General features: G+C 63.4%; 22 protein-coding genes. 15 read left to right on the top strand and 7 right to left on the bottom strand.

The window, feature by feature from the left end; translation table 11 throughout:
• Positions 1-5 precede the first annotated feature (5 nt).
• Together ACVJNE_RS16230 and ACVJNE_RS16235 are read right to left on the bottom strand one after the other, a co-directional pair.
• On the bottom strand, positions 6-1145 hold the full coding sequence (locus ACVJNE_RS16230) for an AI-2E family transporter (protein ID WP_499567198.1): 1140 nt from the start codon (positions 1143-1145) through the stop codon (positions 6-8).
• Complete coding sequence (locus tag ACVJNE_RS16235; RefSeq protein WP_499567200.1) at positions 1126-1674, bottom strand: CDP-alcohol phosphatidyltransferase family protein; 549 nt, start codon at positions 1672-1674, stop codon at positions 1126-1128. Before ACVJNE_RS16235 ends, ACVJNE_RS16230 begins: the two co-directional genes overlap by 20 nt.
• Positions 1675-1874: 200 nt before the next feature.
• Here ACVJNE_RS16235 and purM point away from each other — a divergent pair, with 200 nt between their 5' ends.
• From purM to ACVJNE_RS16255, 4 genes are all read left to right on the top strand, one after another.
• On the top strand, positions 1875-2939 hold the full coding sequence (gene purM / locus ACVJNE_RS16240; protein WP_499567202.1) for a phosphoribosylformylglycinamidine cyclo-ligase: 1065 nt from the start codon (positions 1875-1877) through the stop codon (positions 2937-2939).
• Positions 2936-3634 (top strand): phosphoribosylglycinamide formyltransferase, encoded by a 699-nt coding sequence (purN, locus tag ACVJNE_RS16245; protein WP_499567204.1) that lies wholly within the window; start codon positions 2936-2938, stop codon positions 3632-3634. Before purM ends, purN begins: the two co-directional genes overlap by 4 nt.
• Positions 3635-3707: 73 nt before the next feature.
• A complete protein-coding gene (locus ACVJNE_RS16250) occupies positions 3708-4139 on the top strand; it encodes a DUF1801 domain-containing protein (protein ID WP_499567206.1) in 432 nt (143 codons plus the stop codon).
• Positions 4136-4657 (top strand): SixA phosphatase family protein, encoded by a 522-nt coding sequence (locus tag ACVJNE_RS16255; RefSeq protein WP_499567208.1) that lies wholly within the window; start codon positions 4136-4138, stop codon positions 4655-4657. Before ACVJNE_RS16250 ends, ACVJNE_RS16255 begins: the two co-directional genes overlap by 4 nt.
• Positions 4658-4692: 35 nt before the next feature.
• On the opposite strand, the gene ACVJNE_RS16260 is transcribed toward ACVJNE_RS16255, so the two are convergent.
• Positions 4693-6798: a molybdopterin-containing oxidoreductase family protein gene (locus tag ACVJNE_RS16260; RefSeq protein WP_499567210.1), complete on the bottom strand. Its 2106-nt coding sequence runs from the start codon at positions 6796-6798 to the stop codon at positions 4693-4695.
• 74 nt (positions 6799-6872) lie between these two features.
• Between ACVJNE_RS16260 and ACVJNE_RS16265 the strand changes: the two genes are divergently transcribed.
• From ACVJNE_RS16265 to ACVJNE_RS16280, 4 genes are all read left to right on the top strand, one after another.
• Positions 6873-7721 carry a 23S rRNA (adenine(2030)-N(6))-methyltransferase RlmJ gene (locus tag ACVJNE_RS16265; RefSeq protein ID WP_499567212.1) on the top strand — a complete coding sequence of 283 codons (849 nt, stop codon included), beginning with the start codon at positions 6873-6875 and terminating at the stop codon, positions 7719-7721.
• Positions 7722-7793: 72 nt separating this feature from the next.
• Positions 7794-8237: a hypothetical protein gene (locus ACVJNE_RS16270; RefSeq protein ID WP_499567214.1), complete on the top strand. Its 444-nt coding sequence runs from the start codon at positions 7794-7796 to the stop codon at positions 8235-8237.
• Positions 8231-8911, top strand: a complete 681-nt coding sequence (locus tag ACVJNE_RS16275) for a ribonuclease T2 family protein (RefSeq protein ID WP_499567216.1) — start codon at positions 8231-8233, stop codon at positions 8909-8911. Before ACVJNE_RS16270 ends, ACVJNE_RS16275 begins: the two co-directional genes overlap by 7 nt.
• Positions 8912-8996: 85 nt before the next feature.
• Positions 8997-9593 carry a glutathione S-transferase family protein gene (locus ACVJNE_RS16280; RefSeq protein WP_173190519.1) on the top strand — a complete coding sequence of 199 codons (597 nt, stop codon included), beginning with the start codon at positions 8997-8999 and terminating at the stop codon, positions 9591-9593.
• Positions 9594-9657: 64 nt separating this feature from the next.
• On the opposite strand, the gene ACVJNE_RS16285 is transcribed toward ACVJNE_RS16280, so the two are convergent.
• Positions 9658-10326 (bottom strand): outer membrane protein, encoded by a 669-nt coding sequence (locus ACVJNE_RS16285; RefSeq protein WP_368802722.1) that lies wholly within the window; start codon positions 10324-10326, stop codon positions 9658-9660.
• A gap of 338 nt (positions 10327-10664) precedes the next feature.
• Between ACVJNE_RS16285 and ACVJNE_RS16290 the strand changes: the two genes are divergently transcribed.
• The 6 genes from ACVJNE_RS16290 to ACVJNE_RS16315 all read left to right on the top strand — a co-directional run bounded on the left by ACVJNE_RS16290 (position 10665) and on the right by ACVJNE_RS16315 (position 17262).
• Positions 10665-11432 carry an SDR family oxidoreductase gene (locus tag ACVJNE_RS16290; RefSeq protein ID WP_499567218.1) on the top strand — a complete coding sequence of 256 codons (768 nt, stop codon included), beginning with the start codon at positions 10665-10667 and terminating at the stop codon, positions 11430-11432.
• Positions 11429-13498 carry an excinuclease ABC subunit UvrC gene (gene uvrC, locus ACVJNE_RS16295; RefSeq protein ID WP_499567220.1) on the top strand — a complete coding sequence of 690 codons (2070 nt, stop codon included), beginning with the start codon at positions 11429-11431 and terminating at the stop codon, positions 13496-13498. Before ACVJNE_RS16290 ends, uvrC begins: the two co-directional genes overlap by 4 nt.
• Before the next feature lie 95 nt (positions 13499-13593).
• Positions 13594-14178, top strand: coding sequence for a CDP-diacylglycerol--glycerol-3-phosphate 3-phosphatidyltransferase (gene pgsA / locus ACVJNE_RS16300; RefSeq protein ID WP_173190511.1), 585 nt, complete (start codon positions 13594-13596; stop codon positions 14176-14178).
• A gap of 53 nt (positions 14179-14231) precedes the next feature.
• Complete coding sequence (locus ACVJNE_RS16305) at positions 14232-14441, top strand: MoaD/ThiS family protein (protein ID WP_499567416.1); 210 nt, start codon at positions 14232-14234, stop codon at positions 14439-14441.
• A gap of 4 nt (positions 14442-14445) precedes the next feature.
• Complete coding sequence (locus ACVJNE_RS16310) at positions 14446-14913, top strand: molybdenum cofactor biosynthesis protein MoaE (protein WP_499567222.1); 468 nt, start codon at positions 14446-14448, stop codon at positions 14911-14913.
• 102 nt (positions 14914-15015) lie between these two features.
• On the top strand, positions 15016-17262 hold the full coding sequence (locus ACVJNE_RS16315) for a putative bifunctional diguanylate cyclase/phosphodiesterase (RefSeq protein ID WP_499567224.1): 2247 nt from the start codon (positions 15016-15018) through the stop codon (positions 17260-17262).
• A gap of 90 nt (positions 17263-17352) precedes the next feature.
• Here ACVJNE_RS16315 and ndk read toward each other — a convergent pair whose 3' ends face one another.
• A complete protein-coding gene (gene ndk, locus ACVJNE_RS16320) occupies positions 17353-17775 on the bottom strand; it encodes a nucleoside-diphosphate kinase (RefSeq protein WP_499567418.1) in 423 nt (140 codons plus the stop codon).
• An 87-nt stretch (positions 17776-17862) separates the two neighbouring features.
• Positions 17863-18555: a glutathione S-transferase family protein gene (locus ACVJNE_RS16325; RefSeq protein ID WP_499567226.1), complete on the bottom strand. Its 693-nt coding sequence runs from the start codon at positions 18553-18555 to the stop codon at positions 17863-17865.
• A gap of 67 nt (positions 18556-18622) precedes the next feature.
• Between ACVJNE_RS16325 and ACVJNE_RS16330 the strand changes: the two genes are divergently transcribed.
• On the top strand, positions 18623-19135 hold the full coding sequence (locus ACVJNE_RS16330; RefSeq protein ID WP_499567228.1) for a DinB family protein: 513 nt from the start codon (positions 18623-18625) through the stop codon (positions 19133-19135).
• Between the two features lie 26 nt (positions 19136-19161).
• Here the strand turns inward: ACVJNE_RS16330 and ACVJNE_RS16335 are convergent, their stop codons facing one another.
• On the bottom strand, positions 19162-19455 hold the full coding sequence (locus ACVJNE_RS16335; protein ID WP_499567230.1) for a ubiquitin family protein: 294 nt from the start codon (positions 19453-19455) through the stop codon (positions 19162-19164).
• Positions 19456-19460 lie beyond the last annotated feature (5 nt).

Genomic DNA, 19460 nt, shown 5'->3' on the forward strand with positions numbered 1-19460 from the left:
CTGCCCTACTTCGACGCGGACTCTTCGTCCACCGCGTGGCCGCGATAGAGCGGCGAGGCCAGGTAGCGCGAAAGGCCGAAACGCACCAAGACACCCACCGCGGCTGCCGCCGGCACGGCGACGAGCAGGCCGACGAAGCCGAACAGGGCGCCGAAGGCGAAGAGTGCGAACATCAGCCACACGGGGTGGAGCCCGACGCTCTTGCCCACGAGGTTGGGCTGCAGGATGTTGCCTTCGACGAACTGGCCGGCAAAGAAGATGGCCGCCACCGCCGCCACCCAGTGCCATTCCGGCCAGAACTGGACCAGCGCGACACCGATCGACAGAACGAGGCCGAGCAACGAGCCGACATAGGGAATGAAGCTGACGAGGCCCGCAAAGAGGCCGATCAGCAGGCCGAAGTTCAGGCCGACAGCGGTGAGGCCGATGGCGTAGAAGACGCCAAGGATGATGCAGACGGTGCCCTGGCCGCGCACGAAGCCCGCCACGGCGCGATCAATGTCGAGCGCGATCTGCCGCACGGTCCCCAGATGGTCTCGCGGAACCCAGCTATCGACGCGCGCGACCATCTTGTCCCAGTCCAGCAGCATGTAGAAAGCCACCACGGGGGTGATGACGAACAGGCCGGCAATGTCGATTAGCGTCTTGCCGGAACTCAGGATCGATGAGAACAGGCCCGAGATAAAGCCCCCGGCCTGCGTGAGCAGCGAGTTGAGGCCATCGCGAAGCGACGCAGGGTCAACGCCGAGACGCTGGCTCAGCCATTCCGCGTCGACGCCGGTCACCAGCGCCTGCAGCCGGGACATGTAGTCGGGCAAACGCCCGACGAAATCTGCCAACTGCGAGGCCAGAACCGGGATGATGAGCATAAGCCCGATGACCAGCGCGATCAGGAACATGATGAGGATGAGGACCGTGGCGGCCATGCGCGACAGACCCCGGCGCTCCAGCCAGTCGGCTACCGGATCCAGGAAATAGGCCAGGATCATGCCGGCGAAGAACGGCAGCAGGATCGCGGAGAATATGTAGAGAAAGCCGATGAGGACGGCAGCGGCCACCAGCCAGAAGATGACCTGCCGGCGGAAGGCCGACGCGACGACGACTTCGACCGCCTTTTTCTGGAGTTCAGCTTCCTGCTTGTTCATAGCGGCCCATATGCCTCAGCCATTGCACGAGATAGGCCGCCGCCGAAGCCACGGTCAAGAGGGCGGAAGCAATGACCAGAAGCAACCGAGCCGGACCAAACATGGTGTCGAAAGCCAATTCGGCGAGAACGACGATCGCCAGAACGATCTGCGCCGCGGTGTTCGCCTTGGAAACGAACAACGGCTTCATCGCAACCGGGTTCCCCATCAGGTTCGATAGCAGCACGGCGGCGACGATCAGCGCGTCGCGCGAGACCGCGGCAATGACCAGCCAGAGCGGCAGCTCGCCCATATAGCCCAGGACCACGAAGACGCTTACTAGCAGCAGCTTGTCGGCCATCGGGTCGAGATAGGCGCCGAGTTCGGACCTCTGGTTGAAGTGCCTCGCTATGAAGCCGTCGATGCCATCGGACAGGCCGGCGACGACGAAGCAGACCAGCGCCCATTCCTTGTTGTCCGTCACCAACGCCCAAATGACCGCCGGGACGAGCAGGAAACGGAAGATCGTGATGAAATTGGGTATGGTCACGCCTGCAATTCTCTCCCATGGCGCTGCATCGGCGCCTGTTAGATGATCGCGGCCGCCGTTGCGATCAAGATGCCACGTTTCTCCGTCCACGTATCCACGGTTTAAGTCGTCCCGTGCCTGTCCGCAGGCGTGCTTGTGCTTGCCCGCGCGGTCGCTTCGTGCGAAGAGCCCGCCTTGAATCAGGATCGGGGCGCGCAGCCATGAGCGAACGTAAGAACGGCCTCACCTATGCCGATGCGGGCGTCGACATCGACGCAGGCAACGCGCTTGTCGAAAAAATCAAGCCGATGGTACGCTCCACGCGCAGGCCTGGCGCGGACGGGGAGATCGGCGGCTTCGGCGGCCTGTTCGACCTCAAGGCCGCCGGCTTCAGCGATCCCATCCTCATCGCCGCAAACGACGGCGTCGGCACCAAGCTGAAGGTCGCGATAGAGGCAGGCCGCCACGATACGGTCGGCATCGACCTCGTCGCCATGTGCGTCAACGATCTCGTCGTGCAGGGCGCGGAGCCGCTGTTCTTCCTTGACTATTTCGCAACCGGCAAGCTCGACCCCGACCAGGGCGCTGCGATCGTCAGCGGGATCGCCGAAGGCTGCCGGCAAGCGGGATGCGCACTCATCGGCGGGGAAACGGCCGAGATGCCCGGCATGTACAGCGAAGGCGACTACGACCTCGCTGGTTTTGCGGTTGGTGCGGCCGAGCGCGGGCAGTTGCTGCCAACCGACGACATCGTCGAAGGCGATATCGTTCTGGGACTCGCCTCCTCGGGCGTTCACTCAAATGGGTATTCGCTGGTTCGCCGCATCGTCTCCTCGTCGGGTATCGGGTGGGACGACAAGGCGCCGTTCGACGGTTACCGCCCGCTTGGCGAGGCGCTGCTGACGCCGACGCGGATCTACGTCAAATCCGTCCTCGCGGCGATCCGCTCGACCCACGGCATCAAGGCGCTGGCGCACATCACCGGCGGCGGGTTTCCGGAAAACATCCCCCGCGTACTGCCGAAAGATTTCGCAGCAGAGCTGGATCTCGACGCGATCGACGTACCGCCGGTATTTTCGTGGCTTGCCAAGACCGGCGGCGTGGCCCCGGCGGAAATGATGCGCACCTTCAACTGCGGGATCGGCATGGTGATGGTGGTGGCTGCCGGCCAGGCCGCGCAGGTCGCCGCCGTTCTGGCTCAGCAGGGCGAGGAGGTGACGACCATCGGACGGATCATGCCGCGCCGCGAGGCCGGCGTCGTATATCGTGGAGAAATTGGCCTGTGAGTACCGCACGCAAACGCGTCGTCATCCTGATTTCGGGGCGCGGCTCGAACATGAACGCGCTGATCGAGGCAACCGGCGACCCTGCCTATCCGGCCAAGATCGTCGGCGTCATCGCCGACAATGCCGATGCGAAAGGCCTGTCCGTCGCCGCGGCGCAGGACATCGAGACGGTGGCCATCACCAAGGCGGACCACGCCGACAAGGCAGCAATGGATGACGCGCTGGATGCGAAGCTGAAAGAGCTCCGCGCCGACATCGTCTGCCTGGCAGGCTATATGCGGCTGCTTTCGCCGGCCTTCACCGAGAAATGGGCCGGCCGCCTCATCAATATCCACCCCTCGCTGCTGCCGCTTTTCAAGGGTCTCGATACCCATGAGCGCGCGCTGCAGGAAGGAATGCGAATCCACGGCTGTTCCGTGCACTTCGTAACGGCGGAAATGGATGGCGGCCCGATCATCGCGCAGGCCGCCGTGCCGATCCTGCCCAACGATGACGCGGAGACTCTTGCCGCGCGCGTACTGGGCGTGGAACATCAGCTCTATCCGCTGGCGCTGCGTCTCGTCGCCGAGGGCAAGGCGCGGATGGAAAACGGCCGCGCCGTGCTCAGCGGCGTGGGCGCCGAGGGTAGCCTGCTCTCGCCGGGCTCGGCCAGCGAAGCCGTCGACATCGAGAGCCTTGCCCGCATGACGCCGTGAAGACTGCTGCCATGCAGTGGCAGCAGCAATGCGCTAGGATGGCCAAAAATGGATTTGCCACAAGCGACCGGCCATGCCTGACACAGAGACGACGCCAACGTTCGACAATGCCGATGTGGCCGCAACTTTCGACGGCTACCCCCATCCGTCGCAGGACAAGCTCCTGGACCTCCGCCGCCTGATCTTCGACACGGCGGCGGAGACGGCAGGTGTCGGCCACATCGAAGAAACGCTGAAATGGGGGCAGCCAAGCTATCTGACCCCGCAGACGCGCAGTGGCAGCACGATCCGCATCGATGCGATCAAGGATGATCCGCAGCGTTTCGCTATGTATTTTCATTGCCAGACCGATCTGGTGGCCACGTTCCGGCGCCTCTATCCCGACAGCTTCGCGTTCGAGGGCAATCGCGCCATGCATTTTTGCGCCTCGGACGCGTTGCCGGAAGACGAATTGAAGCACTGCATCGCGCTGGCGCTGACCTATCACAGCCGCAAGAAGGCATGACGGAGAGAAGCCTGCTCCTGCTGCGTCACGCGAAATCGAGCTGGGACGATCCTTCCCTCGACGATTTCGACCGGCCGCTGGCAAAGCGCGGGCGCGAGGCTGTGCCGAGAATCGCGCATGAGATGATGCGGCGCGGCTGGCAGCCGGACCACGCGATCATCTCGCCAGCGCTGAGGACGACGCAGACTTGGGAATTCGTCGCCGCCGCGTTTCCGCACGGCATTTCATGCGATTTCGTGCCGGCGATCTACGAGGCGCCGGCCGCGCGTATTCTGGAGGCCGTCAGGTCGACCCCTGACGAAGCGGGCTGCCTGATCGTCGTCGGGCACAATCCGGGTCTGGAGGAACTTGCCGCCCTTATAGCCTCGCCGGAAAGCAACGACGAGGCGATGGCGAGGCTGTCAGCCAAGTTTCCGACTGCCGCGGTGGCGCGCTTCGGCTTCGAGGGACCATGGCGGGCGCTCGGACCTGGCGCGGCTATGCTTGAAGGGTTCGTCACACCCAAAGAGCTTGGCTGAGACGGGGGCCGCCTCAGCGATCGCCTCACACCGCTTCAGAGGGCCCTCACCCACACCTTGTTGTCATGGAAAGCAGCGCCACCATAAGGCGCAGGGGCGTCCGCGCCGGTGAGCACATTGATGCCCTCGCCGCGCTCGTGATCGGAATTCGGCCAGATGCCCTCCGCCACCACCACGCCGCGCCGCACGCCGTCGAACAGCTTCGCGTGGAGCACTACCTCGCCGCGCGTGTTGCCGATCTCGACCCGTCCCCCGTCCGAAACACCCAGCGCTTCCGCGTCGTCCGGGTGAAGCATCAGTTCGGGCCGCCCTTCCCGCTTCCGCGATCCCGGGGTTTCGGTGAAGCTCGAATTGAGAAATGTGCGGGCCGGCGATGTCGCGAGACGGAAAGGGTGCTCCTCGTCGGCAACCTCGATCAGTTCCACATGGTCCGGAAACTCGGGCAATTGATGGTGAGGGCCGAAGATGCCCATGGATTTCGGCGGGCGGTTCGGCGCGGCCTGGCCGGTCCAGTCGGGCCGGAAGCGGTACCTTCCGTCGGCATGGCCGAAGCCCTTGATGTAATGCGCGTCCTCGAAGGGCGGCTGCAGGTCCGCCCAGCGCTGCTCTTGGAAGGTATCGAAGGTGCCGAGTCCCCTGGCAGCAAGCATGACCTCGATGTGCTCGCGCTCCGTCATGCCAAAGCCCGGCAGATGGGAGACGCCGAGCCGCTTCGCCAGTTCCTCAATCACGAAATGGTTGGTAAGCGGACCGTCCGGCGGCTCGATCAGCTTGGGGCCGAGTGTGACGTGCTGGTTGCCGCCGCCCTTGTAGATGTCGTCATGCTCCATGAACATCGTTGCCGGCAACACGACGTCGGCCAGCTTCGCGGTGTCCGTCATGAACTGTTCGTGGACGCAGGTGAAGAGATCGTCGCGAAGGAAGCCCTGCTTCACGAGCCGCTGCTCGGGCGCAACGTTTGCGGGATTGGTGTTCTGGATCAGCATCGCCGTGACTGGCGGCCCACCATAGAGCGCGTCCTCATGCCCCATCAGCACCGGCCCGATTCGCGAATGGTCAAGATGGCGGATGTTCGGGTCGCGCAGGCTGGTGCCTTCCAGCAACTGGGTGTCGAGCTTCAGCACGCCGGAATTGGAGTGGAACGCGCCGCCGCCCTCATATTGCCAGCAGCCGGTGACGGCGGCGACCGAGAGTGCCGCGTGCATGTTGACCGAGCCGTTGCGCTGGCGCGCGAAGCCGTAGCCCAGCCGGAAAAACGTCTTCTTAGTCGTTCCGATCAGCCGTGCAAAGGCCTCGATCTCCTCCACCGAAAGGCCGGTGATCGCAGAGGCCCATTGCGGCGTGCGGGTCGCCAGATGCGCCTCGAGCCCCTTCGGATCGTCGGTGTATTTCTCGAGATAGGCCCGGTCCGCCATGCCCTCGCGGAACAGCACGTGCATCACCGCGCAGGCGAGCGCGCCGTCCGTGCCGGGCTTGAGGATCAGGCCCATGTCGGCCTGCTTCATGGTGGCGTTGTCATAGATGTCGATGACGACGATCTTGGCACCGCGCTCCTTGCGGGCCTTGATCGCATGGGTCATCACATTGACCTGGGTGACGACGGCGTTGGTGCCCCAGATCACCACGCAATCCGACTTCGCCATCTCGCGCGGGTCGGAGCCGGCGAGCTTGCCGGTGCCCATCATCCAGCCGGTCCAGGCAAGGTTAGTGCAGATCGAGCCGAAGAAGCCGGAATATTTCTTGGCGTGGCGCAGCCGCTCGATGCCGTCGCGCTGCACGAGGCCCATGGTGCCGGCATAGAAGTAAGGCCAGACGGTCTCGGAGCCGTATTTCTCCTCCGCCGCGATGAATTTCTCCGCCACGAGGTCGAGCGCGGCTTTCCAGCTCGCCTCCTTCCATGCGCCCTCGCCTTTCGCCCCGGCGCGGATCAGCGGCCTGGTGAGGCGGTCAGGATGGTGGATGCGCTCGGCATAACGCGCGACCTTGGCGCAGATGACGCCGGCGGTGTAGCTGTTGTCCTTGGCACCATGCACACGCCCGATCGTGCGCTCGTCGAGGAGTTCGACATCGAGCGCGCAGGTGGACGGGCAATCGTGCGGGCAGGCCGAATGGCCGGTGCGGATTTTGGTGTGCTGGTTCATGGTGTAAGACCTAGCCGAAATCGAGCGCGCGGAGTAGAGCCAGCTTCGCAAAAGGCAAGCCAGACGGAGCAGGCATGAACTACCGCCACGCCTATCACGCCGGAAATTTCGCCGACGTGGTCAAGCACCTGCTGCTGACACGCATCATTGAATATCTCAAGCGCAAGCCGGGTGCGTTCCGCGTGATCGACACCCATGCCGGTAGCGGGCTCTACGACCTATCGTCCGAAGAAGCGCAGAAAACCGGTGAATGGCGAAACGGCATCGGCCGGCTTCTCGACGCCAAGCTGCCTGACGACGCGGCCGCGCTGGCCGCGCCCTATCTCGATGCCGTTCGCGCGTTCAATGCCGGGCATCCATTCCGCTACTACCCAGGTTCGCCCGTGCTGACCAAGCAGTTGCTGCGCGGTGCCGACAGGCTGACCGCAATCGAACTGCATCCGGAAGATTGCTTCGCGCTGCGGACACGCTTTGCCGGCGACTGGCAGGTGCGGGTAATCGAACTCGACGGCTGGCTCGCCATGGGCTCGCAGGTGCCGCCGAAGGAAAAGCGCGGGCTTATAGTCGTCGATCCGCCATTCGAGAAGGAAGGCGAATTCAGGCGCATCGTGGATGGCCTTCAGAAAGCACATCGCCGCTGGCCGGGCGGCACCTACGCGCTGTGGTATCCCATCAAGGACCACAATGCGGTGACGGCCATGCGCGAGATGCTGAAACAGACCGGCATACCGAAGATCATGGACGTGGTCTTCGAACTGCGGCAGCCTTCGCCGGAACCACGTTTCGATGGCACGGGGATGATCGTCGTCAATCCGCCCTATGTCCTAGAGGACGAACTGAAGGTGCTGCTGCCGGCGCTGCGCGAGGTGCTTGCAGAAGACCGGTCGGCACTTGCGGAAACCGTATGGCTGACGCCTGCTTGACCAGCGGCAAGGCTTTGACCAGACTGCCGCGGCGGCGGGAATCGCGCGCTCAACAACAGGCCGGAGGCTCCAATGATCCGTTTCGCCAGACTGCTTCTGGCTTCGATGCTCGCTCTGTCGGGAGCAGTCGTTGCCGCGTCGGCGGCCGACCCGGTTGCCGTGCGCATCGACGAGCCCGGCATCTGCGGCAACGACAAGGTGCTGAGCAAGATCACCCATCGCTTCCGCCATCAGGTGCGCCACGTGCCGCGGCTGCCGCAGGTCGACATCGTCGACTTCTACCGGATCAGCGAGACTCGCTACCAGCCAAGCCATGCCGAGCGGCCGATCGACAGGCGCTATTGTCATGCAACCGCTGCACTCTCCGATGGAAACAGCCGCGACGTCTGGTACCTGATCGAACGCCCGATGGGCTTCGCCGGCATCGGCAGCAATGTGGAATTCTGCGTGTCGGGCTTCGACCGCTGGAACGTCTATAACAGCCGCTGCCGGGTCCTCCGCCCAGCAAAGTGGTAATCTTCGCGGCCAGAATTATTCAGGCACCGCTGCTGGCGGTGTTGCTGGTCGCGAGCGCCTGCGCGCCTTCGGCATCTCAGCAGCAAGAGCTGCCGAAGGGTGATGGGTATGACTTCTTCGTGCTGTCGCTCTCGTGGTCGCCTAGCTACTGCGCGGCGGAAGGGTCCGATGCCAATCGCCAGCAATGCGGGACCGGTCGGGATCACGCCTTCGTGGTGCATGGCCTGTGGCCGCAATTCGAAAGCGGTTGGCCCGAATTCTGCGACAGCGCCGAACCGGCGCGCGTTCCCGACGCGACTGTGCGGCAGATGCTCGACGTGATGCCGTCTGCCGGTCTTGTGGGCCACCAGTGGCGCAAACATGGGTCCTGCGCCGGCATGAGCCAGCGGGACTATTTCTCCGTGGTGCGCGCCGCGCGCGAGCGCATCAATGTCCCTGCCCGCTTCGCCCGGTCGGCCAAGCGCGTGGAGATCGAGCCGGACGATGTCGAGGCGGACTTCATTGCCGCCAATCCAACGATGCCGGAGGATGGCGTCGCGGTGACCTGCGACGGGCGCTTCCTGCGCGAGGTGCGCATCTGCATGACGAAGGATCTTGAATTCCGCCCGTGCGAAGAAGTTGACGCGCGCGCCTGCCGGATGCCGCGCGCGTTGATGCCGGCGCCGGGGGGCTGACGCTGGACCAACTCCGACGGATTGATGCCGACCGAGCAAAGCAATAGCGTCTCCCCCGGATGAATCGCTCCTGGAGAGTTCGCGCATGCCCGTCGTCTTGTACTCACCCGCCTCCCCCTACAGTGCCAAGGTTCGCATGGCAGCCGCATGGTGCGGCATAGAAGTCGACGCAAAGGTGGTCGACACCAATGCCGAACCGGCACAACTGATCGACGCCAATCCGCTGGGCAAGATCCCGGTGCTGATCACCGATGACGGTGAGACTGTCTACGACAGCCGCGCCATAACGCAGTATCTCAATCGCCTCTCCGGCAATGCGCTTTTTCCGCGCAACGCCCAGAAGCGGCTGGAAGCGGAAAGGCTGGAGGCATTGGCCGACGGCATCTGCGATTGCCTGCTCGCACATGTTTACGAGCGCCGCAGCCGTCCGGAAGACATGGTCCACCAGCCCTGGCTCGACAAACAGTGGGCGAAGGCCGAGCGTGGGCTTGACGCATTGAACGCCAACCCGCCGAAGATGACCAAGAAGGCGACCGGCGGGCAGATCGCCATGCGGGCGATGCTCGGTTACCTGGCATTGCGCTTCGACGGCAAATGGGAGCGCGGTCGCTCAAAGCTGACACGCTGGGCAAAGCGCTTCGACGAGCGTTTTCCGGAACTCGCCGCGCTGACCCCGCGCTAGAGGGCGCGCAAAAAGAAAGGCCCGGATCGCTCCGGGCCTTCTTTTACTGTTCGTCGTTGGACGATCAGAACTTGATACCAACACCCATCGTCACGCGGTGGTTGCTGGAATCGATGTCCGCAGTGCCGACGCCCGGGAGCGTGAACTCCTTGGAGCCGTAGTCGGTGTAGCGATACTCGCCACGCGCAAACACCTGATCGGTCAACTTGACGTCCGTACCAGCGCCGACCGTGTAGCCGAGCATGGTGTTGGTGTCGGCAGTGCCGGTCGCGTCTTCGGTGATGCGCAGACGCTCAGCGGCGAGACCTGCCGTACCATAGAGCAGGATGTCGTCGGTCACAGCCACACCGGCGCGGCCGCGGATCGAGCCGTCCATGCGCGAACGCGCAGTGAACGTGCCGTCGGAACCGTCGATGTTGCTGTAGTTCACGTCGCCTTCAACACCGTACACGAACTGGCCGTTCTGCATGTTGAAACCGCCGAACGCACCGCCGAGCCAGCCATTGGTGCCGATCGAGCCACCGGTGCCATCGGACACGTCGCCCGAGAAGCCGTAACCAGCCTGAACACCGGCGTAAGGGCCGGCCCAGGTGCTTACCGGAGCGGCCTGAACGATCGGTGCAGGTGCCGGGGGCTCCTGGTACACAACGTCAGCCGCCATTGCCGGGACAGTGAATGCCGCCAGGCCCAGGCCTGCGGCTGCCTTGATGGCAAATCTGGTCTTGGTCTGCATGTTATTCTAACTCCTTTGCCGCAGGAAGCATTACGCGCTTCCCCCTTGGTTTGACGCCCTCGCCGTAACGGGAGGCAAACGGTCGTTGGCGTCCACGGTTCCCTAATTGGTCTCCGATTGCGGCTGAACAACACCTGAAACTGGGTGTTTCATCGGCGAGAATGAGGCTGAAACTTGACGTTGCGATTTGGCAACACCGGTGTCAGGTGCCCGTCGCGCAGCGCCGGGGTCCGGCTTGGTTGCAGGCGAAAGCTGGCCTATATCAAGGTTTTCCGGCTTCCCGAATCCTGAGAAGGAGCCGATGGAAGACCGGCCAAATCCTTGAGGACGACCGCTTCATGGTAAAGGAAGAGTTGACAGTCGCCCTGGTTACAGGCGGGGCGCGGCGTGTTGGCGCAGCGATCGTACGCGACCTCGCGGCCAACGGCTTTGCCGTGGCGATTCACTGCAACACTTCGCGCCGTGAGGCTGACGCTCTGGCCGCGGAAATCGCCTCGGCAGGCGGGCAGGCACACGTCATTCAGGCAGACCTGAACGACATGAATGCGGTCGATCGCATCGTACCCGAGGTACAGGCCGCTCTCGGCCCCGTGAGATTGCTGGTCAACAACGCATCCCTTTTCGACGACGACGCGGCCGATGATTTCAACTGGCAAGTCTGGGACCGGCATTTCGACGTTCACCTCAAGGCACCCGTGGCGCTGGCGCGGGATGTCGCCAAATCCCTGCCGCAAGGCGTCGAGGGCCTGGTCGTGAACGTTATCGACCAGAGGGTTTGGCGGCTCACCCCGCGCTTCTTTTCATACACCTTGTCGAAATCGGCGTTGTGGACAGCCACGCAGACCATGGCGCAGGCCTTCGCCCCCCGCCTTCGCGTCAATGCGATCGGGCCGGGCCCGACGCTCAAGAACGAACGGCAGGACACGGACGACTTTCGCAAGCAGAGCGACGCCCTGCTCCTCAAGCGGGGGCCGGACCTGTCCGAATTCGGCGCGACGATCCGCTACCTGTGGCAGGCGCGCTCGGTCACCGGCCAGATGATCGCGCTCGACGGAGGCCAGCATCTCTCCTGGAAGACGCCGGACGTCTATGGAGTGGCCGAATGAAGCCGCCCATCCCCAAACATGACCCGCTTCGCCCGAAAGCCGATGAGGACGTCGCAGGCATCATGCCCGGCGACGAGGCTGACGACGATGCCGAACTCGCAGAAACAGCCGAACCCGCAGCCGAAGTGGCTCTCGATATCGAATGGGGCACGCTGACGGCCGACACGGGTGAGACCAAGGCCGGCATCGAGGTCATACAAGAGCTGGTGAAGCGTCTGCCGAATGCGCCCGGCGTCTACCGGATGATGAACACGACCGGTGACGTGCTCTATGTCGGCAAGGCGCGCAGCCTCAAGAAGCGCGTCACCAATTACGCGCAGGGGCGCGGACACACCAATCGCATCGGGCGCATGGTGCGCGAGACCGCGGCGATGGAATTCGTCGTCACCCGTACGGAAACCGAAGCGCTGCTGCTGGAAGCGAATCTGATCAAGCGCTTGCGACCGCGCTTTAATGTGCTTCTGCGCGACGACAAGTCGTTTCCATATATCCTGATGACCGATCATCCCTCGCCGGGCATCTTCAAGCATCGCGGCGCGCGCTCGCGAAAGGGCGACTATTTCGGGCCGTTCGCGTCGGCCGGTGCGGTCGACCGTACCATCAACGCGCTTCAGCGCGCGTTCCTGCTGCGCTCCTGCGCCGACTCGATGTTCGAGAACCGGACGCGACCGTGCCTGCTTTTCCAGATCAAGCGCTGCTCCGCGCCCTGCACGGGCGAGATCGACAGCGAGGGCTATGCGGAGCTGGTGCGCGAGGCGAAGGCGTTCCTCACCGGACGCTCCAGCAAGGTGAAGGCCGAGATTTCGGGCGCCATGCAGGAGGCCTCGGAAGCGCTCGACTTCGAGCGGGCAGCGATCTACCGCGACCGGCTTGCAGCACTTTCGCACATTCAGAGCCACCAGGGCATTAACCCTCAGTCCGTCGAGGAAGCGGACGTGTTCGCAATCCATCAGGAAGGCGGGCAGAACTGCATCGAGGTGTTTTTCTTCCGCACCGGCCAGAACTGGGGCAACCGAGCCTATTTCCCCAAGGCCGATCCGTCGCTGGAGGCAGGCGAGGTGCTGGGGGCCTTCCTAGCGCAGTTCTACGACGACAAGCCCTGCCCGCGCACCGTACTCCTTTCGCACGAGGTTGAGGAGCACGCCCTGCTTGCCGAGGCGCTGGCGACCCGCGCCGGACACAAGGTCACCGTTTCGGTTCCGCGACGCGGCGAGAAGAAGGACCTGACCGACCACGCCTTGCAGAATGCGCGCGAAGCGCTGGGGCGCAGGCTGGCGGAGACCTCGTCGCAGGCGCGGCTGCTAGCGGGCCTTGCCGAGACGTTCGGGCTGGGAAGAACGCCGCGCCGCATCGAGGTTTACGACAACTCGCACATCATGGGCACCAACGCGGTCGGCGCGATGATCGTGGCGGGACCGGAAGGTTTCGTGAAGAACCAGTATCGCAAGTTCAACATCCGCTCGACTGACATCACGCCCGGCGATGATTTCGGCATGATGCGCGAGGTGATGGAGCGGCGATTCTCGCGGCTGCTGAAGGAACACGGCGCGAAGAAGGAGGCCGATGCCGGGACCGAAGCCGATGACGACCTCGTGGCCGACACGCTGCCGGCATGGCCGGACCTGATCCTGATCGACGGTGGCCAGGGACAGATGTCCGCCGTGCGCAAGATCCTGGCCGACCTGGGGATCGCCGAGCGGGTGACGGCTATCGGCGTCGCTAAGGGCGTGGACCGCGATGCGGGGCGTGAGCGCTTTTTCGTGACGGGCCGCGAGCCTTTCATGCTGCCGGTGCGCGACCCGGTGCTGTACTTTGTCCAGCGGCTGCGCGATGAGGCACACCGTTTCGCCATCGGGTCGCATCGTGCCCGCCGCAAGAAGGAAATGGTGAGAAACCCGCTAGACGAGATCGCAGGCATCGGCCCCGGCAGAAAGCGCGCGCTGCTGCATCATTTCGGCACCGCCAAGGCCGTCAGTCGTGCCGGGGTGGACGACCTGATGGCGGTGGACGGGATTTCGGAGCGGGTCGCCCGTCAAATATATGGCCATTTTCACGAGAATGGATGAGCCAGATGCCGGTTCGGGCCAGATGCCGCAGGGTGCGAGGTTGACCGCCCACGGCACGTACTGATTAGTAGGAGCGAGAATCGTTTCGGGAAGCCATGTCCAGACGCGCCTTCAACCTGCCAAACATGCTGACCTATGGGCGCATACTTGCCGTACCGGTCATCGTTCTTTGCTTCTATCTCGAGGGACGGATACGGCCTACCGACTGGTGGCGCTGGGCGGCATTCTGGATATTCGTCGCCGCCAGCGTGACCGACTATTTCGACGGCTATATCGCGCGCATCTGGGAGCAGACGTCGAATATCGGCAAGATGCTCGACCCGATCGCCGACAAGCTGCTCGTCTCGGCCGTCTTGCTGCTGCTGGCTTTCGACCGCACCATCGACAAATGGTCGCTGTGGGCGGCGATCATCATCCTGTGCCGCGAAATCCTCGTTTCCGGATTGCGCGAATATCTGGCGGCGCTGAAAGTCTCGGTGCCGGTGACGCAGCTCGCGAAATGGAAGACGACCATCCAGCTTGTCGCGATCGGTTTCCTGCTGGCCGGACCGGCAGGCGACAAGATCCTGCCCTACACCACCGAAATCGGCATCGTCCTGTTGTGGGTCTCGGCGATCGTCACGCTCTACACGGGATACGATTATTTCCGCGCCGGGCTGAAGCACGTGATCGAGGAATAGCGGTGACGGCCGTGAAGCTGAGATATTTCGCCTGGGTACGTGAACGGATAGGCATGGCCGAGGAAGATATCGAGCTTCCCGCCAATCTCAACACAGTACGAGACCTGCTTTTGTGGCTGCAGGCGCGTGATGATGGCTACGCCGAGGCGCTGCGCCATCCCGAGGCGATCCGCGTGGCGATCAACCAGGAACATGTCGACCACAAGGAACGGCTGGAAGGCGCGCGCGAGATCGCGCTGTTCCCGCCCATGACCGGCGGATAATCCGATGGGCGGCGGCACCGCTGTTCCGACAGTGCGCATCCAGCAGGAGGATTTCGATCTCGCCGAGGAAGTCGCGCGGCTTTCGGCCGGCGGCTCCAATATCGGCGCCGTCGTCACCTTTTCCGGACTTTGCCGGGACGAGGACGGGCGCCTCTCAGCGCTGGAGCTGGAACATTATCCGGGAATGGCGGAAGCCGAGATCGGCCGTATCGCCGAGGAAGCGATCCGCCGCTGGCCGTTGACCGGCCTTACGGCCATCCACCGCCATGGCCTTATCGTGCCGGGGGAAAACATCGTGGTGGTGATTGCAGCGTCATCGCATCGCCAGGCCGCATTCGAGGCCGCCGCGTTCATGATGGACTTTCTGAAGACGCGCGCCCCATTCTGGAAACGGGAACATCTCATCGACGGCACACCAGGTCCATGGGTGGACGCCACCGAAGCGGATGAAACATCCACCAGGCGTTGGTGAAGATTTACCCGGCATTAAACATGCCATGACCTCGTTGTCGCAATTATAATATTTGCAACTTCGTCGACTTAGCGTTGCCGCTGGGTAATCGGGCGGCGGTGCATGGAATTCTTCTTTGCCACGATGATTGATCTGGTGACCAGCCGGGAATGGCTTGCCACGACAAATGTCGTGCTCGCCAGCCTGCTGGTCATCTGGATCTTTCGCAACCGCCGCCTCTACCGGCGAAGCCGCGCCGAGCAGGCAAACCAGCGCGATCTGATCGAGAACCTTTCGGAAGGCATATATCGTTCTTCACCGGCAGGGCGGCAGCTCAGCGCCAACAAGGCGCTGGTAAAGCTCAATGGCTACGAAACAGAGGCCGAGCTTCTGGCGGCTGCCAAGAATATCGGCAAGGAGTGGTATGTAGAACCACGTCGCCGCGACCAGTTCCGCGCCATCCTGGCGCGCGACGGCTTCGTCAAGGACTTCGTCTCCGAGATCTATCGACACAAGACCCGCGAGCGCATCTGGATCACGGAGTCGGCCCGCCTCGTGCGCGACAGCAACGGCAGGACGCTCTTCTACGAAGGCTCTGTTCGCGAGATAACCGAGACGGTCAACCGGCTGAAAGCCGAAGAGTTGCTTCGCAAGCTGTCGTCTCAGGTGCCGGGCGGACTCGTACAGCTGGAGAGAAATGCAAAGGGCACCTACGAGCTCTCATACGCAAGCGCCGGTTTCCGCACCATTTTTGGTCTCGAGCCTCACGAGTCTTTCAGCAGTCCAAGCCGCTTCCTGCGGATGATCGAGAAAGCCGACCGGAGAGACTTCGTACGCGCCCTGCGGGCCTCCCGCGATGCGCTCGAACCGTTTGACATGGAATTCCGGGCAATCGCGGCAGACGGAACGAACAAATGGCTGCGCGCGAGCGCCAAACCCGAACGCGTCCGCGGCGGCGTTATGTGGCACGGCTACGTCAACGACATCTCCGTGCGCAAGCGCAACGAGATGGAGATCCAGAAGCTTGCCTTCTTCGACCCGCTTACCGGCCTGCCCAATCGTCGCATGTTCATGGATCGCATGGCCAAGGCAGTTGGTCGCTGCCACGACAGGGCCGGCTGCGGCGCCCTGATCTTCATCGACCTCGACAACTTCAAAACACTGAACGATACGCGCGGCCACGACGTCGGCGACGAATATCTGGTGCAGGTCGCCCGGCGGCTGCAAGCTTGCGTACGCGAGGGAGACACGGTGGCGCGCATCGGCGGTGACGAATTCGTCGTTATCCTCGACAGTGCAGGCCATGACTATGCGCATACGTATCGCGCGGCCATCATGACCGCCAATAAGGTTCTGGCGGCAATGCGTGGCGCCTTCGAGATTGGTCAATTCAACCACGCATCGTCTGCAAGCCTCGGCGTCGTCGTCTTCAACGGCCGGGATTGCCAGCCGGAAGACGTGCTGAAACAGGCCGACATCGCGATGTACCAGGCCAAGGCTGCCGGACGAAACGGCATGGCAGTCTACGATCATCTGTCGATGAGCCCGGAATCGGATCGTTACCGGCTGCTCAATGAATTCAAGGCAGCGCTGGGCACGAATGCGCTGGAACTTCATTATCAGCCGCAGATGGACGATAGCGGCCACGTAATCGGCGCCGAGGCGCTCTGCCGCTGGCAACACCCCGAATTCGGCACGCTGCTGCCGGAGCGGTTCGTGCCGTTGACCGAGCAGTTCGGCCTGATCCGCGAGTTCGGCAATTTCGTTCTGGCTACGGGTGTCGCACAACTCGCACGCTGGCAGCGAGACGCGACGACCGCTGGGCTACGCCTTGCCATCAACGTCAACGCACAGGCGCTTTCGAGCGACGACTTCGTCTCCAACCTTTCCGCACTGCTTGAAGCCTACGGCGTCGAGCCCGGCCTTCTGACGCTGGAGTTGACGGAAAGCATCATGACGAGAGATCGCAAATATATCGGCAATCGCATGCACGCGCTGAAGGCGCTCGGCGTACGGCTTTCGCTCGACGATTTCGGGTCCGGCTACTCCTCGCTCGCCCACCTCAAGCGGCTGCCGTTCGACGAACTGAAGATCGACGGCAGCTTCGTCGCAGATATCGAGAGCGGCGAGAGCGACCGAGCGCTGGTCAAGTCCATTCTCGGAACTGCGCGGACACTGAGGCTGACAGCCGTGGCCGAGCATGTCGAAAATGCGCGGCAGGAAGCGTTTCTGCGAGCTTTCGGATGCGATTTCTTCCAAGGCTACCACTACAGCCCAGCCCTGCCCGAGGACGCTTTCGCTGCTTTCGTTCATAATCGTCGCCAACCAGCGGCGCTGACGGCCGCTCCGAGGCTGCGCCAGTCGGCCTGAGACCCCGCGAAAAGCGAAAAGGCCGCAGCGTCGCCGCGGCCTTTTGCTCAATCAGTTCATAGCATTATCAGCAAAGGCCGATAATCCGATTCAGCCGACGATCTCGGTGTCGGAGAACCAGTAGCGGATTTCCTGCGCGGCCGTTTCCGGCGCGTCGGAGCCGTGGACGGAATTCTCGCCGATCGACAGGGCATGCACCTTGCGGATGGTGCCCTCATCGGCGTTGGCCGGGTTGGTGGCGCCCATCACTTCGCGGTTCTTTGCGATCGCATTCTCGCCTTCCAGCACCTGAACGATGGTCGGGCCGGAGGACATGAATTCGCACAGTTCGTCGAAGAAGGGGCGTTCCTTGTGGACGGCGTAGAAGCCTTCCGCCTCGCGGCGGCTCATCCACACGCGCCGGGATGCCACGACGCGCAGGCCCGCATCCTCAAGCATCTTGGTGATCGCGCCGGTGAGGTTGCGGCGCGTTGCGTCGGGTTTGATCATCGAAAAGGTGCGTTCGATCGCCATGGTCGGTCCTTCAGTCATGAGAAAAATCGGAGAGGTGGCGGGTCTATACAGGCCCGCCGTGCCGATGTGAAGGGGCGAGCGGGGGCCTCAGGCCGCGGCAGAAACGCTTCGGCCAAGGCCATCGTGCATGTCGAGGCAACGCTCGAACCACGTTGCCACCGGATCGTCGGCCGCAAGCACCGGATAGGGTGAAATCACCCGCGCCCACTGGAACGCGCTGGCGACGATGTAATCGGAAAAGAGCGCGGTCTCTCCGCCGATGAATGGCTGGACGGAAAGCATGGACCGCAGCGGTTCCAGCTTTGCGCGGAACGCGTCGAGCCCGGCATCGCGGCCGGCCGGCACTTCCTCAATGGGCTTGCCGAACCGCGCCTCGCGGGTCGTCCTGAAATGCGCCTGATCCGCCGGATCGAGCCTGTCGTGGATGTCCATGAGCACGGCCGCGCCCAGGAACGGGTGAACGGTGAGTTGCGACCAGCGCTCGATGAAACGGGCGGCAGCCTTGCCGCCTTCGCCGCCGAACAGCGACGGCCGGTCGGGATAGGTTTCCTCGAGATAAAGCGCGATCGCGAAGCTGTCGCCGACAACCCGCTCGCCATCGCGGATAACCGGCACGGTGCCGCAGACGCCCTGTTCCACGCCCTTAACGGCGGTGAAGGGCGTGGGCACGCTTTCGTAGGCGAGCCCCTTATGCGCAAGAGCAAAAGCCACCTTCCAGCAATGCGGGCTGAACGGCCGGCTGCGGTCGGTGCCGACGAGGTCATAAAGCAGAATGGTCATTGGCGCGGGCCTCTTGCTTGTGTAGGTGTGCCGCAACATCGACCGTCCGAGGTTGAAAGGAAAGCCCATGCGTCAGCATTTTCAGATGTTTGCAGCCTATAACCGTTGGGCCAATGCGCTCGTCTACGAGGCGACCGCCGCCCTTTCGGAGGAGGACCAGAACCGCGACATGGGCGCGTTTTTCGGCTCGCTGATGGGCACGCTCAACCATCTGCTGGTGACCGACCGGATATGGCTCAAGCGCTTCACCGGAGAAGGTGCGGCACCGGCGTCTCTCGACACGATCCTGTATCCGGATTTCGTCGGCCTGCGCGGCGCTCGCGAGGCGGAAGATGCGCGTATCGTCGACTGGATAGGTTCGCTGAGCAAGGAAGACCTGGCCGGCCGCTTCACCTATGTGACGGCCACCGACATGCGCACCATTTCACAGCGGCTCGCCCCGGCACTGGCGCATTTCTTCAACCATCAGACCCACCACCGGGGGCAGGCGCACGCGATGCTGACGGCGTTGGGTCAGCCGAGCCTGCGGCTCGACCTCGTCTATTTCCAGCGCATGGAGGAAGGCCGCGCCTTCGCCTGAGGCGCGGGGCCACGGTACCGGACGGGTTAGCCGCCGCTGATCGCGGTCAGCACGAAGACTTCCGAGCCTGGCGCGAGGGCGGTGCCGAGCGAGGCACGCTCACCGCCCACGAATATGTTCATGTGCTTGCGGATGGCGGGGCGCGAATCGCAGATGCGGTCGCCCATGCCGGGCCAGCGGCGGTCGAGTTCGCGTACCATTGCCGAAACGCTGTCGGCGTGCATCTCGACGCGGCGCGTCGAGCCCGGAAACAGGTCGACCAGCAGCGGCGAGAGCTTGACTACAACCGGGGCCGTATTCTGCGGAGCGTCGGAAGGCATGGCGG

This window comes from Mesorhizobium sp. DxT, from assembly GCF_058448885.1.

Bases quoted from the DNA above. Each gene is read 5' to 3' on its own strand.
- ACVJNE_RS16230 (WP_499567198.1), bottom strand. From the start codon at position 1,145: ATGAACAAGCAGGAAGCTGAACTCCAGAAAAAGGCGGTCGAAGTCGTC.
- purM (WP_499567202.1), top strand. From the start codon at position 1,875: ATGAGCGAACGTAAGAACGGCCTCACCTATGCCGATGCGGGCGTCGAC.
- ACVJNE_RS16250 (WP_499567206.1), top strand. From the start codon at position 3,708: ATGCCTGACACAGAGACGACGCCAACGTTCGACAATGCCGATGTGGCC.
- ACVJNE_RS16255 (WP_499567208.1), top strand. From the start codon at position 4,136: ATGACGGAGAGAAGCCTGCTCCTGCTGCGTCACGCGAAATCGAGCTGG.
- ACVJNE_RS16260 (WP_499567210.1), bottom strand. From the start codon at position 6,798: ATGAACCAGCACACCAAAATCCGCACCGGCCATTCGGCCTGCCCGCAC.
- ACVJNE_RS16265 (WP_499567212.1), top strand. From the start codon at position 6,873: ATGAACTACCGCCACGCCTATCACGCCGGAAATTTCGCCGACGTGGTC.
- ACVJNE_RS16270 (WP_499567214.1), top strand. From the start codon at position 7,794: ATGATCCGTTTCGCCAGACTGCTTCTGGCTTCGATGCTCGCTCTGTCG.
- ACVJNE_RS16280 (WP_173190519.1), top strand. From the start codon at position 8,997: ATGCCCGTCGTCTTGTACTCACCCGCCTCCCCCTACAGTGCCAAGGTT.
- ACVJNE_RS16285 (WP_368802722.1), bottom strand. From the start codon at position 10,326: ATGCAGACCAAGACCAGATTTGCCATCAAGGCAGCCGCAGGCCTGGGC.
- ACVJNE_RS16290 (WP_499567218.1), top strand. From the start codon at position 10,665: ATGGTAAAGGAAGAGTTGACAGTCGCCCTGGTTACAGGCGGGGCGCGG.
- uvrC (WP_499567220.1), top strand. From the start codon at position 11,429: ATGAAGCCGCCCATCCCCAAACATGACCCGCTTCGCCCGAAAGCCGAT.
- pgsA (WP_173190511.1), top strand. From the start codon at position 13,594: ATGTCCAGACGCGCCTTCAACCTGCCAAACATGCTGACCTATGGGCGC.
- ACVJNE_RS16305 (WP_499567416.1), top strand. From the start codon at position 14,232: ATGGCCGAGGAAGATATCGAGCTTCCCGCCAATCTCAACACAGTACGA.
- ACVJNE_RS16310 (WP_499567222.1), top strand. From the start codon at position 14,446: ATGGGCGGCGGCACCGCTGTTCCGACAGTGCGCATCCAGCAGGAGGAT.
- ACVJNE_RS16315 (WP_499567224.1), top strand. From the start codon at position 15,016: ATGGAATTCTTCTTTGCCACGATGATTGATCTGGTGACCAGCCGGGAA.
- ndk (WP_499567418.1), bottom strand. From the start codon at position 17,775: ATGGCGATCGAACGCACCTTTTCGATGATCAAACCCGACGCAACGCGC.
- ACVJNE_RS16325 (WP_499567226.1), bottom strand. From the start codon at position 18,555: ATGACCATTCTGCTTTATGACCTCGTCGGCACCGACCGCAGCCGGCCG.
- ACVJNE_RS16330 (WP_499567228.1), top strand. From the start codon at position 18,623: ATGCGTCAGCATTTTCAGATGTTTGCAGCCTATAACCGTTGGGCCAAT.
- ACVJNE_RS16335 (WP_499567230.1), bottom strand. From the start codon at position 19,455: ATGCCTTCCGACGCTCCGCAGAATACGGCCCCGGTTGTAGTCAAGCTC.